The 19,038-nt window shown below is 69.5% G+C and carries 18 protein-coding genes; 11 read left to right on the top strand and 7 right to left on the bottom strand.

Annotation, left to right across the window (positions count from 1 at the left end; translation table 11 throughout):
* Positions 1-171: 171 nt before the first annotated feature.
* The 5 genes from E3U25_RS20505 to E3U25_RS20485 form a co-directional block, all read right to left on the bottom strand.
* Complete coding sequence (locus tag E3U25_RS20505) at positions 172-837, bottom strand: hypothetical protein (RefSeq protein WP_147304545.1); 666 nt, start codon at positions 835-837, stop codon at positions 172-174.
* Positions 838-1,007: 170 nt separating this feature from the next.
* Entirely contained in the window at positions 1,008-1,277 is a 270-nt protein-coding gene (gene rpsO / locus E3U25_RS20500) for a 30S ribosomal protein S15 (RefSeq protein ID WP_024842753.1), read from the bottom strand.
* Positions 1,278-1,421: 144 nt separating this feature from the next.
* Positions 1,422-2,333: a calcium-binding protein gene (locus E3U25_RS20495; RefSeq protein WP_116223196.1), complete on the bottom strand. Its 912-nt coding sequence runs from the start codon at positions 2,331-2,333 to the stop codon at positions 1,422-1,424.
* Positions 2,334-2,442: 109 nt separating this feature from the next.
* Positions 2,443-3,096 (bottom strand): YggS family pyridoxal phosphate-dependent enzyme, encoded by a 654-nt coding sequence (locus E3U25_RS20490; protein WP_116223197.1) that lies wholly within the window; start codon positions 3,094-3,096, stop codon positions 2,443-2,445.
* A 70-nt stretch (positions 3,097-3,166) separates the two neighbouring features.
* Positions 3,167-4,159, bottom strand: a complete 993-nt coding sequence (locus E3U25_RS20485) for a porin (protein ID WP_166435620.1) — start codon at positions 4,157-4,159, stop codon at positions 3,167-3,169.
* A gap of 305 nt (positions 4,160-4,464) precedes the next feature.
* On the opposite strand from E3U25_RS20485, the gene E3U25_RS20480 reads away from it, so the two are divergent.
* The 5 genes from E3U25_RS20480 to E3U25_RS20460 all read left to right on the top strand — a co-directional run bounded on the left by E3U25_RS20480 (position 4,465) and on the right by E3U25_RS20460 (position 10,319).
* Entirely contained in the window at positions 4,465-4,977 is a 513-nt protein-coding gene (locus tag E3U25_RS20480; RefSeq protein ID WP_072461442.1) for a DUF3576 domain-containing protein, read from the top strand.
* A 75-nt stretch (positions 4,978-5,052) separates the two neighbouring features.
* Positions 5,053-7,587 (top strand): leucine--tRNA ligase, encoded by a 2,535-nt coding sequence (leuS, locus tag E3U25_RS20475; RefSeq protein WP_116223199.1) that lies wholly within the window; start codon positions 5,053-5,055, stop codon positions 7,585-7,587.
* Entirely contained in the window at positions 7,574-8,059 is a 486-nt protein-coding gene (lptE, locus tag E3U25_RS20470; RefSeq protein WP_036758638.1) for an LPS assembly lipoprotein LptE, read from the top strand. The genes leuS and lptE overlap by 14 nt, the downstream gene beginning before the upstream one ends.
* A complete protein-coding gene (holA, locus tag E3U25_RS20465; RefSeq protein WP_036758634.1) occupies positions 8,056-9,084 on the top strand; it encodes a DNA polymerase III subunit delta in 1,029 nt (342 codons plus the stop codon). Before lptE ends, holA begins: the two co-directional genes overlap by 4 nt.
* On the top strand, positions 9,081-10,319 hold the full coding sequence (locus E3U25_RS20460) for a TIGR03862 family flavoprotein (protein ID WP_255469758.1): 1,239 nt from the start codon (positions 9,081-9,083) through the stop codon (positions 10,317-10,319). Before holA ends, E3U25_RS20460 begins: the two co-directional genes overlap by 4 nt.
* Here E3U25_RS20460 and E3U25_RS20455 read toward each other — a convergent pair.
* A complete protein-coding gene (locus tag E3U25_RS20455; RefSeq protein WP_036758630.1) occupies positions 10,295-10,882 on the bottom strand; it encodes a glutathione S-transferase family protein in 588 nt (195 codons plus the stop codon). The genes E3U25_RS20460 and E3U25_RS20455 overlap by 25 nt on opposite strands.
* Before the next feature lie 121 nt (positions 10,883-11,003).
* Between E3U25_RS20455 and E3U25_RS20450 the strand changes: the two genes are divergently transcribed.
* The 6 genes from E3U25_RS20450 to E3U25_RS20425 all read left to right on the top strand — a co-directional run bounded on the left by E3U25_RS20450 (position 11,004) and on the right by E3U25_RS20425 (position 18,036).
* On the top strand, positions 11,004-12,260 hold the full coding sequence (locus E3U25_RS20450) for an MFS transporter (protein WP_036758622.1): 1,257 nt from the start codon (positions 11,004-11,006) through the stop codon (positions 12,258-12,260).
* Between the two features lie 76 nt (positions 12,261-12,336).
* Positions 12,337-13,530, top strand: a complete 1,194-nt coding sequence (locus E3U25_RS20445) for an MFS transporter (RefSeq protein WP_036758620.1) — start codon at positions 12,337-12,339, stop codon at positions 13,528-13,530.
* On the top strand, positions 13,523-14,569 hold the full coding sequence (locus E3U25_RS20440) for a glycosyltransferase family 4 protein (protein WP_116223201.1): 1,047 nt from the start codon (positions 13,523-13,525) through the stop codon (positions 14,567-14,569). The genes E3U25_RS20445 and E3U25_RS20440 overlap by 8 nt, the downstream gene beginning before the upstream one ends.
* Positions 14,566-15,180 carry a glycosyltransferase family 29 protein gene (locus tag E3U25_RS20435; RefSeq protein WP_116223202.1) on the top strand — a complete coding sequence of 205 codons (615 nt, stop codon included), beginning with the start codon at positions 14,566-14,568 and terminating at the stop codon, positions 15,178-15,180. The genes E3U25_RS20440 and E3U25_RS20435 overlap by 4 nt, the downstream gene beginning before the upstream one ends.
* Positions 15,181-15,281: 101 nt before the next feature.
* Positions 15,282-16,304 carry an aspartate-semialdehyde dehydrogenase gene (locus E3U25_RS20430; RefSeq protein ID WP_036758613.1) on the top strand — a complete coding sequence of 341 codons (1,023 nt, stop codon included), beginning with the start codon at positions 15,282-15,284 and terminating at the stop codon, positions 16,302-16,304.
* A 106-nt stretch (positions 16,305-16,410) separates the two neighbouring features.
* On the top strand, positions 16,411-18,036 hold the full coding sequence (locus tag E3U25_RS20425) for a DUF4139 domain-containing protein (protein WP_116223203.1): 1,626 nt from the start codon (positions 16,411-16,413) through the stop codon (positions 18,034-18,036).
* A 298-nt stretch (positions 18,037-18,334) separates the two neighbouring features.
* Here the strand turns inward: E3U25_RS20425 and E3U25_RS20420 are convergent, their stop codons facing one another.
* Positions 18,335-19,000 carry a 5'-methylthioadenosine/S-adenosylhomocysteine nucleosidase gene (locus E3U25_RS20420; RefSeq protein WP_116223204.1) on the bottom strand — a complete coding sequence of 222 codons (666 nt, stop codon included), beginning with the start codon at positions 18,998-19,000 and terminating at the stop codon, positions 18,335-18,337.
* Between the last annotated feature and the right edge of the window lie 38 nt (positions 19,001-19,038).

The raw sequence follows: 19,038 nt of genomic DNA, 5'->3' as shown, positions 1-19,038 counted from the left end.
GCCCCTATCCTTCGCATGTGCCCAGGGGCCTGGCGTCACGTCACAGATGGAGACGCCCCATACAGGAAATCAAGGCACATGGAAAGTGGCTTGGCATCCGCCCCGCCCCTGCGAATCGAAGCGGGCGGCGCCCGGTCGGCAGCCGCCCGCCTTGTTCCGCGCATGGGGCGATCAGGCCACGGCCAGCGTTCTGGACGCGGCGGCTTCCTGATCGGCCTTCAGCACCTTCACCGCCTTTTCGGTCCTTTCGGCGGCCGCGTCGGTCGGCCAGGGCCGGGTGCTGAGCGCGGCGACGCGATCGACCATGGTCTGCACGCCCTCCCTGTCCTGGGCCTTGATCGCCCAGGCGCGGGCCAGCGCCTCGGCATCGGGATCGGCGGCTTGGGCCGCGCTTCTGGCCGCGGCTGCGGCTGGGGCCGCAACCTCGTCCGGGGTGGCCGCATCAACCCCGCCGGACGCGGCCGCCGCCTGGGCCGGAGCCTGCGCGGCCAGTACCACGGCGGCCGGCCCCGCTGCCGCCTCCGCCGGATCGGCGCCCCCGGCCGGGGCCTGGGCCGCGGCAGGGGCTGCAGCCTCGGGCACCGGGTGCTTCGCGGCCGCGGCGGCGACAGGGGCCGGTGGTTCATCGGCCGGGGCCGCGCCATCGGCAGAAGCCTGCATCGCCTGGGACGAGAAGTCGAACCGGACCCCGTCGCCATCCGCGGGCCTCACGCCCAGCAGCGATCCGGCCAGCGCACCCAAGGCGTTCGAGACAGCCTGCAAGGGCGTCGAACCGGCCCCCGAGGCGGCGGCTGGGGCAGAAGAGGAAATAGGCTTGAAAAGTGAACTGATTACCATCTTACGATCTCCATCTTGAAGACAGCCACAGGATAAAGGTCGCCCGTTAGGAATCCAGAAAGCAATCCGTTGGATTTTAATTGACCGGCCGCACCGCAACGAAAAACGCCCGCAGCCTTTGCCGCGGGCGTTTCCTGCAATCCAAGGGCCGCGGGATCGCGGCCGGCCGGTCAGCGGCGCAGGCCCAGCTTGCCGATCAGGTCGGTATAGCGGGCTTCGTCCTTGCGCTTCAGGTAGTCCAGCAGCTTGCGGCGCTGCGCGACCAGCTTCAGCAGACCACGACGCGAATGGTTGTCCTTCTTGTGGGTCTTGAAATGCTCGGTCAGCGTGGCGATGCGCGACGACAGGATGGCGACCTGCACCTCGGGCGAGCCGGTGTCGCCTTTCTTGGTCGCGAATTCGGTCATCACGCGGTTCTTTTCCTCGACGGTGATCGACATCGGGGTCTCCTTTCAGGATCAAAGGGTTATGGCACAGGCCGGGATGTCGTCCAGCACAGGCCCGTGGAGAGATCCGCCGGAATCGCCCGGTCGGATGCGGGCGTATAGGCAAAATCGGCCGAAAAGGAAAGGGTTTTCTGCGGCTCAGCCGCCCGGTGCGATCCGCGTCAGGGCGATGTCGGCAACCCGCAGCCCTTCGGCCTGCAACACCCGGCCCACCGCCACCCCGTCCACGCGGATCACCGCCGATCCGTCGGTCTCGTGCTCCAGCGCGACCACGGGATCAGCGCCGTCGCCGTGATAGCGCAACTCGATTCGGTCCAGATCCCGGTCGAAATCGGCGATGACCGGCAGCGTCTCGCCCGGATCGTCCAGATCCTCGCCCGGCACGTCCAGCAGGAACAGATCCTCGCCCTCGCCGCCCTCGGCGAAATCGCCCAGGCCGGGCTGCAGCGTGTCGCGGCCGGCCCCGCCATGCAGCCAGGCCCGCTCGGGCTCGGCCGAGCCGATCAGCAAATCGTCGCCCTCGCCGCCGTCCAGGTCATCCTCGCCGCCGCCGGCGATCAGCGTGTCGTTGCCGGCATTGCCCGAGATCCAGTCGTCGCCGTCGCCCCCGGTCAGCAGGTCGTCCCCCTCGCCACCGAAGATCGTGTCGTTGCCGGGGCCGCCATGCACGGTGTCGTTGCCGCCCTGCCCGGCCAGATAGTCGTCGCCCGCGCCGCCGTCGATGGAATCGTCGCCGCCCGGTCCATAGTCGCCGTCGCCATAGATCCAGTCGGTGCCGTCGCCGCCCAGCAGCGTGTCGCTGCCCAGCCCGCCATGCAGGTCGTCGTTGCCGCCAAGGCCGGTCAGCAGGTCGTCGCCATCGCCGCCGGCCAGCCAGTCCGAGCCCTCGCTGCCCTCGGTTGTCAGCCCCTTGGGCCCGTCGCGATCGGATGATTCAGGAAAAGGCGGGTCGTCGGAGTCATGCTCGCCGCCGGGAGTGCGGGCGGTCCCGGTCACATCCACGGCAAGGCCGGCGAATACCAAACTGAGCAAACTACTGATCAACAACATGACGGGAACCCAAGCGAATCACGCGACCCACATTGGCACCTTATCCCGTCGCCGCCCGCCCCGCATCCTTATTGCTAATAAAGGCTTAACGGGCCGGGGAGCCCCGCGGTCAGCCGTAGTCGCGCGCGCCAAAGATGGCGCTTCCGATGCGGACATGGGTTGCGCCCTCGGCGATGGCGGTTTCGAAATCGGCGCTCATGCCCATCGACAGCCCCGCCAACCCGTTGCGTGCGGCAATATCACGCAGGGCGCGGAAATGCGGCACCGGGTCCAGATCCTCGGGCGGGATGCACATCAGCCCGGTGATCGCAAGGTCCAGCGCGCGGCATCGGGCGATGAAGGCGTCGGCCTCGTCCGGCAGGACGCCGGCCTTTTGCGGCTCGGCGCCGGTATTCACCTGCACGAAAAGCTGCGGGCAGGCCCCCCGCGCCTGCACCTGCCGCGCCAGTTTTTCGGCCAGCGAGGGGCGGTCGAGCGTGTGGATGGCGTCGAAAAGCTCCAGCGCGGGTTTCAGCTTGTTGGTCTGCAGGGGGCCGATCATGTGCAGCTCGATGCCGGGGAAACGCTCGCGCCAGCGGGGCCATTTCCCCGCCGCCTCCTGCACGTAGTTTTCGCCGAAGACGCGATGGCCGGCCGCCAGCACCGCCTCGACCCGGTCGGGGGGCTGCACCTTGCTGACGGCGATCAGCGTGACCGCGCCAGGCGCGCGTTCGGCGGCTTTCTCGGCCGCGGCAATGCGGCGCCTGATGTCATCCAGTTCCATGGCGGCATGATTTCCAAAAGAAAAGAGCGGGCGCAAGGCCCGCTCTTCCTGTTTTCCGTATCCCGTAGGATCAGAACTCGAAGCGCACGCCCATGTCGGCGGTCACGCGCTCTTCGTAGTCGCGCTGGAGCGACGCACCCAGACGGGCACCGCCCAGGTCGTAGTTCACGCCGATACCGAACGCGTTGTCGGTTTCTTTCGCAGCCCAGTCGCCGTCGTTGTTGGCGATGTAGGCTTCGATGTTGGTGCGGCCGTCAACCAGGGTGTAGTCGCCATAGAGGGCGAAGGTCTGACCATAGTTGTTGGTGGCCGACACCGGACCCGCGTTCACCGCCGAGTCTTCGGCGTTGACATAGTTCAGGCCGATGCGGGCGTTTTCCATGACGGCATAACGGGCGCCGAGGAAGAAGATGTCGTTGCCGTCGATGCCTTCGCCGTTGAACGCGGCAGCGGCCGACAGTTCCAGACGGTCGTTCCAGGTGTAGTCGGCCGACAGCGAGAACTCTTCTTCGTGGTTCGCTTCATTCTCGCCCGACTGGTCGGGATCGACATAGGACGCTTGCAGCTCCACGTCGGCCAGGGTGTAGAGGGCGCGGATGCCCACGCGATCGGCTTGGTCGGTGCCATAGCTCTTCGCCGAATAGGCGAAGAAGTTGCCGGTCACGGCGCTGAAGCCGACCGAACGGTCATAGGAGCCGAGTTCGGTCGCGTAGATCAGGCCGTTCGAGTCGAGGGCGGTGTCGACGTTGCCGACCTCAACGGTGAAGCCCTGGGCGCTGACCCACAGTTTGCCGGGGTTCGAGCCGGTGCCGGCATCGCCCTGGTCCCACTGAAGGCGGAAGCGGGCACCGAAGTCGACGCCCGAATCGGTCGAGGTCGAGGCGTCGATGTTCATCCGCAGGCGGCTGACGATACGCGCTTCGTTCACGCCGTCGGCGTCTTGATCAGCAGTGTTTTCGTAGTAGATCACACCGGTCCGGCCGTAGCCCGAGATCGTGACGTCGGCGGCGGCCACGCCCGCGGTCAGGAGCAGCGCGGTGGAGGCGATAAGAGCCTTTTTCATGATGTTTCCCTCTTGTCTCTCTCGTATGCCCCACCCGGTATGCCGGTTTGGGGTATGCCAGTTGTGTCGCGCTTTCCCCCCTGCATTGCAACGGAATCGCATCGGCTTAGCCCGATTCCGACCTGCTGTGATGCACATGGGCCACACCCCGTTGCAACGCCCCCCGCCCCGCCGCGGACGCCCTTACGCGCGCGAGCCATATCCCCTCCGGGACGGGGGATCGCGGGCCAGGGGCGCAGCCTCTCTTGTCGCAAGGGGCGGAATTGCGCTATGGCTCGCGGCAAGGACGATCCGGGGGACATCAGATGACCAGACGCGCCGCACGGCTGACCGCCGCCCTGCTGATCCTGGCGGGGCTTGCCGCCTGTTCGGGGGGCGGCTCGGGCTTGGGTTCGGCAGGCTCGGCCGGATCGGCGACCTCGATGCCGGGCGGCGGGAATCGCCAGGCCCAGCCGCAGGCCGTCGAGCGGCGCGAGACGATCTGGGACGTGTTCTCGGACCGGCGCAACCCCAACGACACGGTGGCGGTCAACAAATACCTGTGGAACGCCAGCCTGGACGTGCTGAACTTCCTGCCGATCCAGTCGATCGACCCCTTCACCGGCGTCATCGTCACCGGCTACGGCACCCCGCCGGGCGGCGGGCGGTCCTATCGCGCCACGATCAAGGTCAGCGACCCGGCGCTGGATGCGCGCGCGCTCAAGGTCTCGTTGCAGGGGGCGGGCGGGGCTGCCGTGGCGCCCGATACCGTGCGCGCGGTCGAGGATGCGATCCTGACGCGGGCCCGGCAGCTGCGGGTGCAGGACCGCAACCTCTGATCCCGCCGAGCCCGCTGGACCTGCATCGGGCAAGCGGCTAATACCCTGCGGGCAATCTGTCGCCCGGAGGTTTCCATGCCCTATGATCCCGCAATCAGCGAACCGCGCTGGCAAGAGGCGTGGGAGCAGGCCGATACGTTCCGCGCCGTGCGGGACGAGCGGCCCAAGTATTACGTGCTGGAGATGTTCCCCTATCCCTCGGGGCGCATCCACATGGGCCATGTGCGCAACTACACGATGGGCGACGTGGTGGCCCGCTTCAAGCGCGCGCAGGGCTTTTCCGTGCTGCACCCGATGGGCTGGGACGCCTTCGGCATGCCGGCCGAGAACGCGGCGATGGAGCAGGGCGGCCATCCGCGCGACTGGACCTATGGCAATATCGCCACCATGCGCGGCCAGCTGAAGCCGCTGGGCCTGTCCATCGACTGGAGCCGCGAATTCGCCACCTGCGACGACGCCTATGTCGCCCAGCAGCAGGCGCTGTTCCTGGACATGCTGGAGGCCGGGCTCATCACCCGCAAGTCGGCGCAGGTGAACTGGGACCCGGTCGACATGACGGTGCTGGCCAACGAGCAGGTGATCGACGGCAAGGGCTGGCGATCCGGCGCCACGGTCGAGCGCAAGGAGCTGACTCAGTGGTTCTTCAAGATCTCGGATTACTCGGACGAGCTCTTGTCGGCGCTGGACGGGCTGGAGGGCTGGCCGGAAAAGGTGCGGCTGATGCAGGCCAACTGGATCGGCAAGTCGCGCGGGCTGCAATTCCGCTTTGATACCGTCGATCTGCCGGATTTCCCGCAAATCGAGGTCTACACCACCCGGCCCGACACGCTGATGGGCGCCAGCTTCGTGGCGCTGTCGCCGGATCATCCGCTGGTCAAGTCGCTGGCCGCATCCGACCCGAAGGTCGCGGCTTTCGTCGAGGAATGCCGCCGCATCGGCACCACCGAGGAAGCCATCGAGACCGCGCCCAAGATGGGCTTCGACACCGGGCTGACCGTGCGCCACCCGCTGGACCCGGATTGGCAACTGCCGATCTGGATCGCCAATTTCGTGCTGATGGACTACGGCACCGGCGCCATCTTCGGCAGCCCCGCGCATGACGAGCGCGACCATGAATTCGCCACCAAATACGGCCTGCCGATCCGCGCCACCTTCGGCGAGCGCGGCATGGACCTGGCCGCCGCCGACGCGCTGGTGGCCAAGGCGCCCTATGTGCCGCTGAAATCCGAGACCGTGACCTATGTGCGCGGCTTCGCCGGCGAGGCCGACCAGACCGGCGAGGCCGCGGTCGATGCCGCCATCCTGCACGCCGAGGCCGCCGGCTATGGCGAGGGCGTGACCAAGTTCCGCCTGCGCGACTGGGGCATCTCGCGCCAGCGCTATTGGGGCTGCCCGATCCCGGTGGTGCATTGCGACGCCTGCGGCACCGTGCCCGAGGCCAAGGCGAACCTGCCGGTGCTGCTGCCGCAGGACGTCAGCTTCGACGTGCCCGGAAACCCGCTGAACCGGCACCCGACCTGGGCCGCGACCACCTGCCCGAAATGCGGCGGCCCGGCCCGGCGCGAGACGGATACCATGGACACCTTCGTCGATTCGTCCTGGTATTACGCCCGCTTCACCGCGCCGCACGCGGCGACGCCGACCGACCGGGCCGAGACCGACTACTGGATGAACGTGGACCAGTATATCGGCGGCATCGAACACGCGATCCTGCACCTGCTCTATTCCCGCTTCTTCGCCCGCGCCATGGTCAGGACCGGCCACCTGCCGGAAGGCGCAAAGGAGCCCTTCGACGCGCTGTTCACCCAGGGCATGGTCACGCATGAGATCTACATGACCCGCGACGAGCGCGGGCGCCCGATCTATCACCTGCCCGAGGACGTGGTGGACGGCAAGCTGGCCGACGGCACGCCGGTCGAGGTGATTCCCTCGGCCAAGATGTCGAAGTCCAAGAAGAACGTCGTCGATCCGGTGAACATCGTCGAAAGCTTCGGCGCCGATACCGCGCGCTGGTTCATGCTGTCCGACAGCCCGCCCGAGCGCGACGTGGAATGGACCGCCGCCGGGGCCGAGGCCGCGAACCGCTTCCTCGCCCGCGTCTGGCGGCTGGCCGACGAGATCCCCGAGGGCGGGGCCGATCCCGAGCTGACCCGCGCCGCGCATCGCGCCATCGACGAGGTGACGCGCGCCATCGAGGGCTTTGCCTTCAACAAGGCCGTGGCCAAGATCTATGAGCTGGCGAATGCGACGGCCAAGTCGGCCGCGGGCGGCGAAAGTCGGCGCGAGGCGCTGCGCATCCTGGCGCAGCTGATGGCGCCGATGGTGCCGCACCTGGCCGAGGAGGTCTGGGCCAAGGCCGGCGGGCAGGGCATGGTGGTCGATGCCGCCTGGCCCAAGGCGGACCCGGCGATGCTGGTTTCCGACAGCGTGGTGCTGCCGATCCAGATCAACGGCAAGCGCCGGGCCGAGATCGAGGTGCCCAAGGACATGCCCAAGGACCAGATCGAGGCCATCGTGCTGGCCGACGAGACCGTGCAGCGCTTCATGGAGGGTCAGGCGCCGAAGAAGCTGATCGTGGTGCCGGGGCGGATCGTCAATGTCGTGGTCTAGGCGGGCGGTGATCCTGGGCGCGCTGGCCCTGGCCGGCTGCGGCTTTTCCCCGGTCTACGGGCCGGGGGGGACGGGGGGCAAGCTGTTCGGCCAGGTCCGCACCGCCGATCCGCGCACGCCCGACGACTTCGCCTTTGCCGGCCGCATCGCCGAGCGGCTGGGGCCCGATGCGCAGGCGCGCTTCCTGCTCGACTACCGGCTGCGCATCGCCGTGGTGCCGCAGGCGATCACCCCCGACGAGGTGACGACGCGCTATGCGCTGAACGGCACCGCCGATTTCACCCTGACCGAGGCCGGCACCGGCCGCGAGGTGACGCGCGGGCAAGTCAGCAGCTTTACCTCCTATTCCACCACCGGCACCACCATCGCCACCATGGCCGCCGAACAGGACGCGCATGAGCGGCTGGCGCGGATGCTGGCCGACCAGGTGGTGACGCGGCTGCTGGCCATCCAGCCCGACGCCGTGCCATGATCCTGAAGGGCGCCGAGATCGGACGCTACCTGGCGCGGCCCGATCCGACGCGCCCGGCGCTGTTGATCCATGGCCAGGACGCGATGCGCGTGGCGCTGAAGCGGGCCGAGGCGGTCAAGGCCCTGGTCGGGGCGGGGGCCGAGGAAGAGATGCGCCTGACCCGCATTCCCGGCGCCGACCTGCGCAAGGATCCGGCGGCGCTGTTGGACGCGGTCAAGGCGGTGGGGTTCTTTCCCGGCCAGCGCGTGGTGCTGGTCGACGACGCGCCGGATGCGGCGGCGCCGGCCATCGCCTCGGCCATCGCGGAATGGAAGCCGGGCGACGCGGTGATCGTGGTCGCGGCGGGCGGATTGAGCAAGTCCTCGGCGCTGCGCAAGCTGTTCGAGCCGCATCCCGCCGCCGTGGCCGCGCCGATCTATGACGACCCGCCCGGCGAGGACGAGGTCGGGCGCTGGCTGAAGGATGCCGGCCTGCGCGAGGTGCCGCGCGACGCCATGCGCGACCTGATGGCGCTGTCGCGGGCGCTCGATCCCGGCGATTTCCGGCAGACGGTGGAAAAGATCGGTCTCTACAAGCATGGCGATGCCGAGCCGCTGACGCCGGCCGAGATCGCCGCGCTGGCGCCCGCGACCATCGAGGCCGAGGTGGATGAGCTGATCGACTGCGTGGCCGAGGGCCGCGCGCGCGAATTCGGCGCGCTGATGCGGCGGATCGAGGGACAGGGAACCCTGCCGGTGACGCTGTGCATCGCGGCGCTGCGGCATTTCCGGGCGCTGCACGCGGCGGCCTCGGACCCCGGCGGGCCGGGGGCGGGGCTGGCCCGGCTGCGGCCGCCGGTCTTCGGCCCGCGCCGCGACCGGATGATTCGCCAGGCGCAGGACTGGGGCATGCGGGCGCTGGAGGATGCGATCCACCAGCTGATCGACACCGACCTGGTGCTGCGCTCGTCCTCGCGCGCGCCGGCCATGGCGCTGATGGAGCGGATGCTGTTGCGGCTGTGCATGATGCCGCGGGGCGGGCGGTGAGCGAGGCGGCAGAGGTCGAGGCGCTGGTGATCGGTGCCGGGCCGGCGGGGCTGATGGCGGCCGAGGTGCTGGCCGGGCAGGGCGCGCGGGTGATGGTGGCCGAGGCCATGCCGACCCCGGCGCGCAAGTTCCTGATGGCGGGAAAATCCGGGCTGAACCTGACCAGGGACGAGCCCTGGGCGCTGTTCGTGACGCGATACGGGGGCTCTGCCCCCCGCGCGCCCGACCCCTCGACGGGGTCGGGCGCGCGTCCCCCGGAGTATTTGTTGAACGAAGAAATCGGGCCCGAAGCGGTGATGGCCTGGGCACGCGGGCTGGGGGTGGAGCTGTTCACCGGCTCGACCGGGCGGGTGTTCCCTGTGGGCATGAAGGCCTCGCCATTGCTGCGGGCCTGGCTGGCGCGGCTGGCGGGGCAGGGCGTCGCCTTGCGGACGCGCTGGCGCTGGACCGGCTTTCAGGGCCAGAACTGGTGCTTCGAGGTTCCGGGCGGGGTAGCCTTGCTGCGGCCCCGCGTCGTGGTGCTGGCGCTGGGTGGGGCGAGCTGGCCCCGGCTCGGCTCGGATGCGGCCTGGGTGCCGTGGCTTGCCGGGCGCGGCGTGGTGGTGGCGCCGTTCCGGCCGGCGAACATGGGGTTTCGCGTCGCCTGGTCGGCGCCGATGGCGCGGCATTTCGGCCAGGCGGCCAAGGGCGTCGCGCTGCATGTCGGCGATCGCGTCGGCCGCGGCGAATGGGTGGTGACGGCCGAAGGCATCGAGGGCGGCGGCATCTACGAGGTCGCGGCCGCGATGCGCGACGGGGCCGAGGCTTTCGTCGACCTGGCCCCCGATCTCGCGCCCGAGGAACTGGCGCGGCGCTTTGCGCGCGCGCCCTCGAAGCTCTCGGTCGGCAACCGGCTGCGGCGGGTGCTGGGCGATCCGCTGCGCGCGGCGCTGCTGATGGAATGGGGCCGGCCCTTGCCCCTTGAGCCCGAGCGGCTGGCCATGCGCGCCAAGGCGCTGCACCTGCGGCACCAGGGCGCGATGGGCATCGAGCGGGCGATTTCCTCGGCCGGGGGGATCGCTGCCGAAAGCCTGACCGCGGCGCTGGAGCTGAAGGCGCTGCCCGGCGTCTTTGCCGCCGGCGAGATGCTGGACTGGGAGGCGCCGACCGGCGGCTACCTGCTGACCGGCTGCCTGGCCACCGGGCGGCTGGCCGGGCGCGGCGCCGCCGCCTATCTGGCCGCGGCGCGCAGGTAGGCCGGGCGGGCGCGCATCATCTCGAGGTAGTCGGTCAGCCGGTGTTCGGTGATCGGGAAGCGCGCGGTCAGCGCCCAGGTCAGGCAATGCGCCAGGATGATGTCGGGCACGGTCATGCGGTCGCCCATCAGGAAGCCCCCCTCGGCGATGCGATGCACCAGCGTGCGCTGGCTGCGTTCGAATTCCCAGCGCAGCGTGTTCTTGATCGCCGCCAGCCGCATCTCTTCGGGCAGCACGAAGCTGTGGCGCGCCGCCAGCCACAGCGCGGCGTCGAATTCATCCAGCACGAATTGCGTCAGGCTGTCCTGGCGCGCCCGGTCCAGCGTGCCCGCCGGATGGGTCAGCGCGCCGTGCTTGTCGGCCAGATAGGTCAGGATCGCGGTGGAATCGGTGACGGGCACGCCGTCCACCACCAGGACCGGCACCTTGCCGGCGGGGTTGAAGGGCCTGACGCCCTCGCTATGCGGGTTGACGGCGACATGTTCATAGGGCTGGCCCAGTTCCTCGAGCATCCACAGCACGCGCATGGCGCGGCTCTTGCCGGTTCCGATCACCTGATACATCCAGTTCCCCGCATGGCGTTGAAACCCAAGGCTAGCGCCGCCGCCCGATTCAGGCAATCGACGCCATTGACGCGGCCCCCGGCCGGGCGCAGGAATTGCAGGCTGCGAGAGGGAGGGCAACATGACCAAGGCAATGCGCGCGCCGCTGTTCACGCCGGTGCTGATCGGCGGCTCGATCATCCTGCTGATCAACTTTGCCCTGCGGGCCAGCTTCGGCGTCTTCCAGATCCCGATCGCGCAGGAATTCGACTGGCCGCGGGCCGAGTTCAGCATGGCCATCGCCATCCAGAACCTGGCCTGGGGCATCGGCCAGCCGATCTTCGGCGCCCTGGCCGAGCGCTGGGGCGACCGCTGGTCGGTCATCATCGGCGCCTTCCTTTACTCCGCCGGGCTGATCCTGACGGCCTATGCGACCGACCCGCTGGCCATGCAGCTGCTGGAGGTCATGGTCGGCTTCGGCATCGCCGGCACCGGCTTCGGCGTCATCCTGGCGGTGATCGGCCGGGCCGCCAGCGACGAGAACCGCAGCCTGGCGCTGGGGATCGGCACCGCCGCCGGCTCGGCCGGGCAGGTCTTCGGCGCGCCCCTGGCCGAGGTGCTGCTGATGCACTACCCGTGGCAGAGCGTCTTCGTCATCTTCGGCGTGATCGTGCTGGCCTGCCTGTTCTTCCTGCCCATGCTGGGCAGCGGCAAGCCCGCCAGCCGCAGCGAGCTGGAAGAAAGCATGGGCTCGGTGCTGAAGCGCGCCTTCACCGACCCCTCCTATCTGATGATCTTTGCCGGCTTCTTTTCCTGCGGCTACCAGCTGGCCTTCATCACCGCGCATTTCCCCGCCATGGTGACCGAGATGTGCGGGCCGATCAGCCCCATGGGCACGCTGGCCAGCATCGGCATCACCACCACCTCGACGCTGGGGGCGGCCGCGATCTCGCTGATCGGGCTGGCGAATATCGCCGGCTCGATCTTTGCCGGCTGGCTGGGCAAGCGCTATACCAAGAAATACCTGCTGGCCGGGATCTATACCCTGCGCACCATCGCCGCCGCCGCCTTCATCCTGATGCCGATCACGCCCACCAGCGTCATCGTCTTTTCGCTGGTGATGGGCGGGCTGTGGCTGGCCACGGTGCCGCTGACCTCGGGGCTGGTCGCCTATATCTACGGGCTGCGCTACATGGGCACGCTTTACGGCTTCGTGTTCCTGAGCCACCAGATCGGCTCGTTCCTGGGCGTGTGGCTGGGCGGCAAGCTCTATGACATCTATGGCGACTACACCATGGTCTGGTGGGTCGGCGTGGGCGTCGGCGCCTTCAGCGCGCTGATCCACCTGCCGGTGCGCGAGGCGCCGGCCCGGCTGGAGGGTGCCGCGAAAACCGCCTGATCCGGCCCGCGGGGGCCATTGCGTCCCGCCGGGCAATCGACAAATCTCGGCCCGGTGCAGCGGAGGGGGACGGTTCATGCGCGCATTGCTGTCGGCGGGGATCATCAGCCTGATCCTGGCCTATACGCTCAGTCAGTTCTACCGCGCCTTCCTGGCCGTGCTGTCGCCGGTCTTGCAGGCCGAGCTGGGGGCAGGGCCCGAGGATCTGGCGATCTCGTCGGGGATGTGGTTCCTGACCTTCGCGCTGATGCAGATCCCCATCGGCGGCGCGCTGGACCGCGCCGGGCCGCGCCGCACGGTGGCCGTGCTGCTGGCGCTGGGGGGCGCGGGCGGGGCGGCGGTCTTTGCCCTGGCGCAGGCGCCCTGGCACCTGCATGTCGCGCTGGCGCTGATGGGGATCGGCTGCGCGCCGGCGCTGATGGGCAGCTACTACATCTTTGCCCGCAACTATCCGGCGGCGCTGTTCGGCACCCTGGCGGGCGCGGTGGTCGGCTTTGGCTCGATGGGCAACATCCTGGGCGCCGCGCCCTTGGTCTGGGCGACCGAGGCCTTCGGCTGGCGCGAGACGCTGTGGGCGCTGGCCGGGGTCACGCTGGCGGTGGCACTGGCGATCCTGGCCTTTACCCGCGACCCGGAACGGCTGGCCGCCACCGCGCCGCGCGGATCGCTGGCCGAGATCCTGCGGCTGCGGCCGCTATGGTTCATCCTGCCGCTGTTTTCCGTGAACTATGCCGCCTCGGCCGCGATCCGCGGCCTTTGGGCCGGGCCCTACATGGCCGAGGTCCACGGCGCCTCGGACCAGCTGATCGGCTGGGCGACGCTGGCCATGGGCGTGGCCATGGTGGTCGGCAGTTTCCTGGTCGGGCCGGCGACGCGGCTGGTCGGCTCGATCCGGCGGCTGGCGCTGATCGCCAATGCCGCGGGCGTGGCGGTCATGGCCGGGCTGTGGCTGTTTCCGGCCGAGGGCGTGGCGCTGTCGGTGGCGCTGCTGGCGCTGGTCGGGCTGTCGGGCGCGACCTATACCGTGCTGATGGCGCATGGCCGGGCCTTCCTGCCCCCGCACCTGGTGGGGCGGGGCGTCACCTTCCTCAACCTGTTCTCGATCGGCGGGGCCGGGGTGCTGCAATTCACCTCGCGCCCGGTCTATCGCTGGGCCAGCGCCCACGGCACCCCGGCCGAGGCTTACTCGACCCTGTTCCTGTTCTTCCTGATTCCGCTTACGGTGGGGTTCCTGCTGTATTTCCTGACGCCCGAGACCCCCGATGCCTGAGATACCCGCCGACCGGATCGACGTGGTCGCCCCGAACCTGAAACGCCGCCTGTCGGGCGTGACGGCGACCGTGGTGCGGCTGATCCCGGTGCAGGCCGGGATGATCGGCATCGTCGCCACCGGCCCCGGCCTGCCGCCCGGCCTACCGCATATCCCGCTGGCCCGCGCCGCGCTGCTGCCGCGCAACCGCTGGCGGGTCTGGCACGCCCGGCGCAACACGGAGATGGCGCTGGGGCTGGTGCTGCGGCATGTGCTGCGGCGGCGCTACCGGCTGCTCTTCACCTCGGCCTCGCAGCGCCGGCACAGCCGCTATACGAAATGGCTGATCTCGCGGATGGACGCACTGGTGGCGACCTCGGCCAGGGGCGCGGCCTATCTGGAGCGTCCGGCCCGCGTGATCCACCACGGCATCGATACCGACGGCTTCGCGCCCCCCGCCGACCGGGCCGCGCTGCGCGCAAGCCTGGGCCTGCCGCCGGACCAGGTGCTGGTCGGCTGCTACGGCCGCATCCGGGCGCAAAAGGGCACCGGCGATTTCGTGCAGGCGATGCTGGCCCTGCTGCCCTCGCGCCCCGGCGTGACCGCGCTGGTCATGGGCCGGGCCACGGAAAAGCACCGCGCCTATCTGGCGGACCTGAAGGCGCAGGTGGCCGGGGCGGGCCTGTCCCAGCGCATCCTGTTCCCGCCCGAGGTGCCGGTGGACCGGATGGCGGCATGGTATGGCGCGCTGGACCTGTATGTCGCGCCGCAACGCTGGGAGGGCTTCGGCCTGACCCCGCTGGAGGCCATGTCCTGCGGCGTTCCCGTGGTGGCGACCCGCGTCGGCGCCTTCGAGGAACTGGTCCGGGACGGCGTGACCGGCAGCCTGGTCCCGCCCGAGGACCAGCCCGCCATGCAGGCCGCCGTCGCGCGCTGGCTGGACGACGATGCCGCGCGGCAGGCGGCGGGGCAGGCGGCCCGCGCCCATGTCGCGGCGAACCACGCCATCGAGACCGAGGCCCGCGCCCTGGTCGAGGTCTATCGCGGGCTGCTGTCGTGAACCGGCTCGGCTTCCTGGTCGCCCGCACCCTGCGGGATGAGGGCGCGCTGCAACGTCTCTCGGCGCCGCAATCCGCGCTTCTGGACGATCTGGCGGGCAAGCGTGTCGCGCTGGTCGGCAATGCCCGCGCGCTGGCCGAGGCCCGGCACGGCGCGCAGATCGACGCCGCCGACCTGGTGATCCGCATCAATCGCGCGCCGATGCCCTCGGCCGAAAGCCACGGCAGCCGCACCGACTGGCTGGCGCTGGCGGTGCGGCTTTCGGATGCCGACCGCGCCCGCATCGCGCCCGCGCGCCTTTTGTGGATGTCGCCCAAGCGCAAGCGGCTGGACTGGCGCACCGCCTCCAGCCCCGGTTTCTACCTGCACCCGCTGGCGGATTACCGGGCGCTGATGGCGCGGCTGGGCGCCCCGCCCACCACCGGCGCGATGATGATCGACCTGATCGCGCGCTCGCAAATGGCGCGGCTGGAGCTTTACGGCTTCGATTTCTTCGCCTCGCTCTCGCTTTCCGGCCGGCGGACCGCCGAGCAGGTTCCCCATGATTTCAAAGGCGAATCCGAATGGGTGCGGGAACTCATCCTGGCAGATCGCCGGATTCTTCGGCATTAAGCCGAAATCCTGCCAGATCAGCGGGCGTTTTAACGAAATCTCGCTTTCCCTTTGCCGCAATACCCCCTATATCGCGGCGTCCTTTGTTGAAGGAGACCCCAATGGGCTACAAGGTCGTTGTCGCCGGCGCCACGGGGAACGTGGGCCGTGAAATGCTGAACATCCTGGCCGAGCGCCAGTTTCCTGCTGATGAGGTTGTCGCTCTGGCTTCGCGCCGGAGCATTGGCACTGAGGTCAGCTATGGCGACAAGACCTTGAAATGCAAGGACATCGAGGGTTTCGACTTCACCGGCTGCGACATCGCGCTGTTCGCCATCGGCTCGGACGCGACCAAGACCTATGCGCCCATCGCCGCCTCGCAGGGCTGCGTGGTGATCGACAACTCGTCGCTCTATCGCTACGACCCCGAGATCCCGCTGGTCGTGCCCGAGGTGAACCCGGACGCGGTCGAGGATTACCGCAACAAGATGATCATCGCGAACCCCAACTGCTCGACCGCGCAGATGGTGGTGGCGCTGAAGCCGCTGCATGACCGTGCCCGCATCAAGCGCGTGGTCGTCTCGACCTACCAATCGGTCTCGGGCGCCGGCAAAGAGGGCATGGACGAGCTGTGGAACCAGACCAAGGGCGTCTATGTTCCGGGCCAGGAAGTCGAGCCGAAGAAGTTCCAAAAGCAGATCGCCTTCAACGTGATCCCGCAGATCGACGTCTTCCTGGACAGCGGCGACACCAAGGAAGAATGGAAGATGGTGGTCGAGACCAAGAAGATCGTCGATCCGGCGATCAAGGTCACGGCGACCTGCGTGCGCGTGCCGGTCTTCGTCGGCCATTCGGAATCGGTGAACATCGAATTCGAGGATTTCCTGGACGAGGACGAGGCCCGCGACATCCTGCGCGAGGCGCCGGGCATCCTGGTCATCGACAAGCGCGAGCCGGGCGGCTACTCGACCCCGGTGGAATGCGTGGGCGATTTCGCCACCTTCGTCAGCCGCATCCGCCAGGACGTGACGGTGGAAAACGGCCTGAACATGTGGATCGTCAGCGACAACCTGCGCAAGGGCGCGGCGCTGAACGCAGTGCAGATCGCCGAGCTTCTGGGCAATCGCTGCCTGAAGAAAGGCTGATCCGATACGGATATGTGAGGGCGCCCCCGCGGGTTTCGCGGGGGCGCCCTCTTGCATTTCGGGGCCCCCTCGCGGACCTTGGCCGGGTCATGACAAGGGGGGCCCGATGCGCCATCTGCTGATTTCCACCGCCATCCTGCTGGCCGGCCCCGCCCTGGCCGATCGGATCGAGACCGTGGCCCGCGTCACCGATGTCACCGTCTATCCCTGGGGTGCCGGCGTCACCCGCGAGGCGACGCTGGACCTGCCCGCCGGCGCGCATGAGCTGGTGATCCCCGGCATGCCCGCGGGCATCGACCCCGCCAGCCTGCGCATTGCGGCCGAAGGCGCGGTGATCGGCGCGACCGGCCTCCAGCAGGAACGCGCCTTGCCGGAAACCCCGGCGAAATCCCCCGAATTGCGCGCGGCCGAGGATGAGGTCCGCCGCCTGAAAGCCGCGCTGGCCGAACGCGATGCCGGCGTGGCCGAGATCAAGGCGCGGGCCGAGGCGGCCGAGGACAGCATCGACTTCCTGATGAAGCTGGCCGAATCCGACGCTGCCGGCACCGCCGACATCGCGACGCTGGCCCGCGTGGTGGGCGAACAGCTGTTGCAGGCCCGCCAGACCGCGATCCGCGCCGGGCTGGAAGCCGAGGCCGCCGATGCCGGCCGCGAGGAGCTGGCCGACGAATTGGCCCGCGCCGAGGCCCGGCTCGAGGCACTGCGCGGCCCGGATGCGGATCGCGGCGCGCTGGTGATCGCCGTGCAGGGCCAGGGCCAGCCCGCCCGCATCCGCATCACCAGCCTGACCGGCGCGGCCAGCTGGGAGCCGGTCTACGACCTGTCCCTGCAGCGCAAGGAGGGCAGGCTGCGGCTGGATCGCGGCTTGCTGGTGCGGCAGGACACCGGCGAGGACTGGCGCGGCGTGCATCTGGTGCTGTCCACCGCCCGGCCGATGGACCAGTCGGCGCCCAGCGAATTGCAGCCGGACTTCCCCCGCATCGGCGAGTCCGAGGCCAAGCTTTACAGCCGCTCGGCCGCACCCATGGCCGAAGCCGCCATGGATTCGATGGAACGCGCGGCAGCCGCGCCGGCACCCGTGGCCGGCTCGGCCCTGGCGGGCATGGTGGGCGAGACCGTGGTCTACGACTATCCGACGCCGGTAGACATGCGCGCCGGCGCCGATGCGCTGCGCCTGCCGCTGGATTCGCACGAGCTGGCGCCCGAGATCGTCGCCGAGGCGGTGCCGCGCCGCGACGACACCGCCTATCTGGTGGCGGATACGGTGAACTCCACCGGGGCGGTGATCCTGCCCGGCGACGCGACCTTTCATGCCGACGGCGCCATGGTCGGGCGCGGCGCGCTGGAACTGACCGCCGCCGGGGACGACATGAAGCTGGGCTTCGGCCCGCTGACCGGCATCAAGCTGGAACGCCGCATCCCCGACGAGATCGAGGGCAATCGCGGGCTGATCTCGAAATCCTCGGAGCGGCGGGAAACCGCGATCCTGCGGCTGCGCAACCTGACGGGCGAGGAATGGCCGCTGCGGGTGATCGACCGCGTGCCGGTCTCGACCCAGGAAAACCTGCGCATCGACTGGTCCGCCGATCCCAGCCCCGACGAGACCGACCCCGAGGGCAAGCGCGGGCTGCTGGTCTGGAACGGCAGCATCGGCGCGGGCGAGGAGCGCATCATCACCCTGACCACCACGCTGCGCTGGCCCGAGGGGCAGGTGCTGGTCGGCGGCGACTAGGCGCCTGGCCCGCCGCCGGCAAGGGGGGGCGAGGGCTGGTCAAGCCCTTCCCGCTTTCGGTCGACGGGTCGATGATGCGCAACCACGCGATGATCGAGATCGCCGGCGACGATGCCGCAGCCCTTGTCGCCGCGGTTGTGCTGGGCGATGGCGCCATCCCGCAAGGCACCGGCCGGCGCATCTTGCCGCAGGCCGGCTTTGCCCCGATGGCGCGCGCCCTGCGACGCGGCAAGGGCACCGGACGGGCTGGACGCGGGCGCGCCATGCCTCTCGCCGGGGCCGCGAAGGACGGCACCACCTACAGCGCCAGTTCGCCCCGCTCCAGCGCCTCGGCCAGCCGGTCCACGGCCTCGGCCAGGCGCTCATCGACCAGGTGCAGGTAGCGCGTCCAGTCCGAGAGCTGCGCCAGTTCCTCGGCCCCGTCCGAAATGCCGCGCAGCCCGATCAGCGGCAGGTCGAAGCGCTGGCAGGCGCGCAGCACCGCGAAGCTTTCCATATCGACCATCTCGGCGGCAATGGCGTCATAGCCGGCGCCGCTGACGATGCTGGCCCCGGTCGCCAGGCTGGCCGCGGCGATGCCGGGGATCCGCAAGGGCAGTTCGACGCGCACCGGCAGGCCCAGAAGCGGCGTCTCGCCCCTGGCGAAACCCAGGGCCGAGGCATCCATGTCGCGATATTCCAGCGAGGCGACCTGGTAGATGCCCAGCTGCGCCAGCCGGCGCGAACCGGCCGAGCCCAGCGAGACCACCAGATCCGGCAACTCGCCCCGCGCCTGAAGGCCCGAGAGCGCCGCGGTGAGCGCCACCGCCGCCTCGACCGGGCCGACGCCGGTCATCAGCGGCGAAATCCGCGCCCGCAGTTGCGGGCCGTATTCGGCATCCACGGCCATGACGAACAGCACCCGCCGCCCGGCCAGGACATCCGGCCCCGCGGTCACGACCGCCCCCTTGCATCCGCCATCCATGATCCCTTTCCGACAGTTTTCGCAAGGGAAGCGCAGCC

This window comes from Paracoccus versutus (assembly GCF_029909795.1).
Classification (GTDB): domain Bacteria; phylum Pseudomonadota; class Alphaproteobacteria; order Rhodobacterales; family Rhodobacteraceae; genus Paracoccus; species Paracoccus versutus.
Note: the sequence above shows the minus strand (reverse complement) of the source record. Positions and strands in the feature narration are given on the sequence as shown.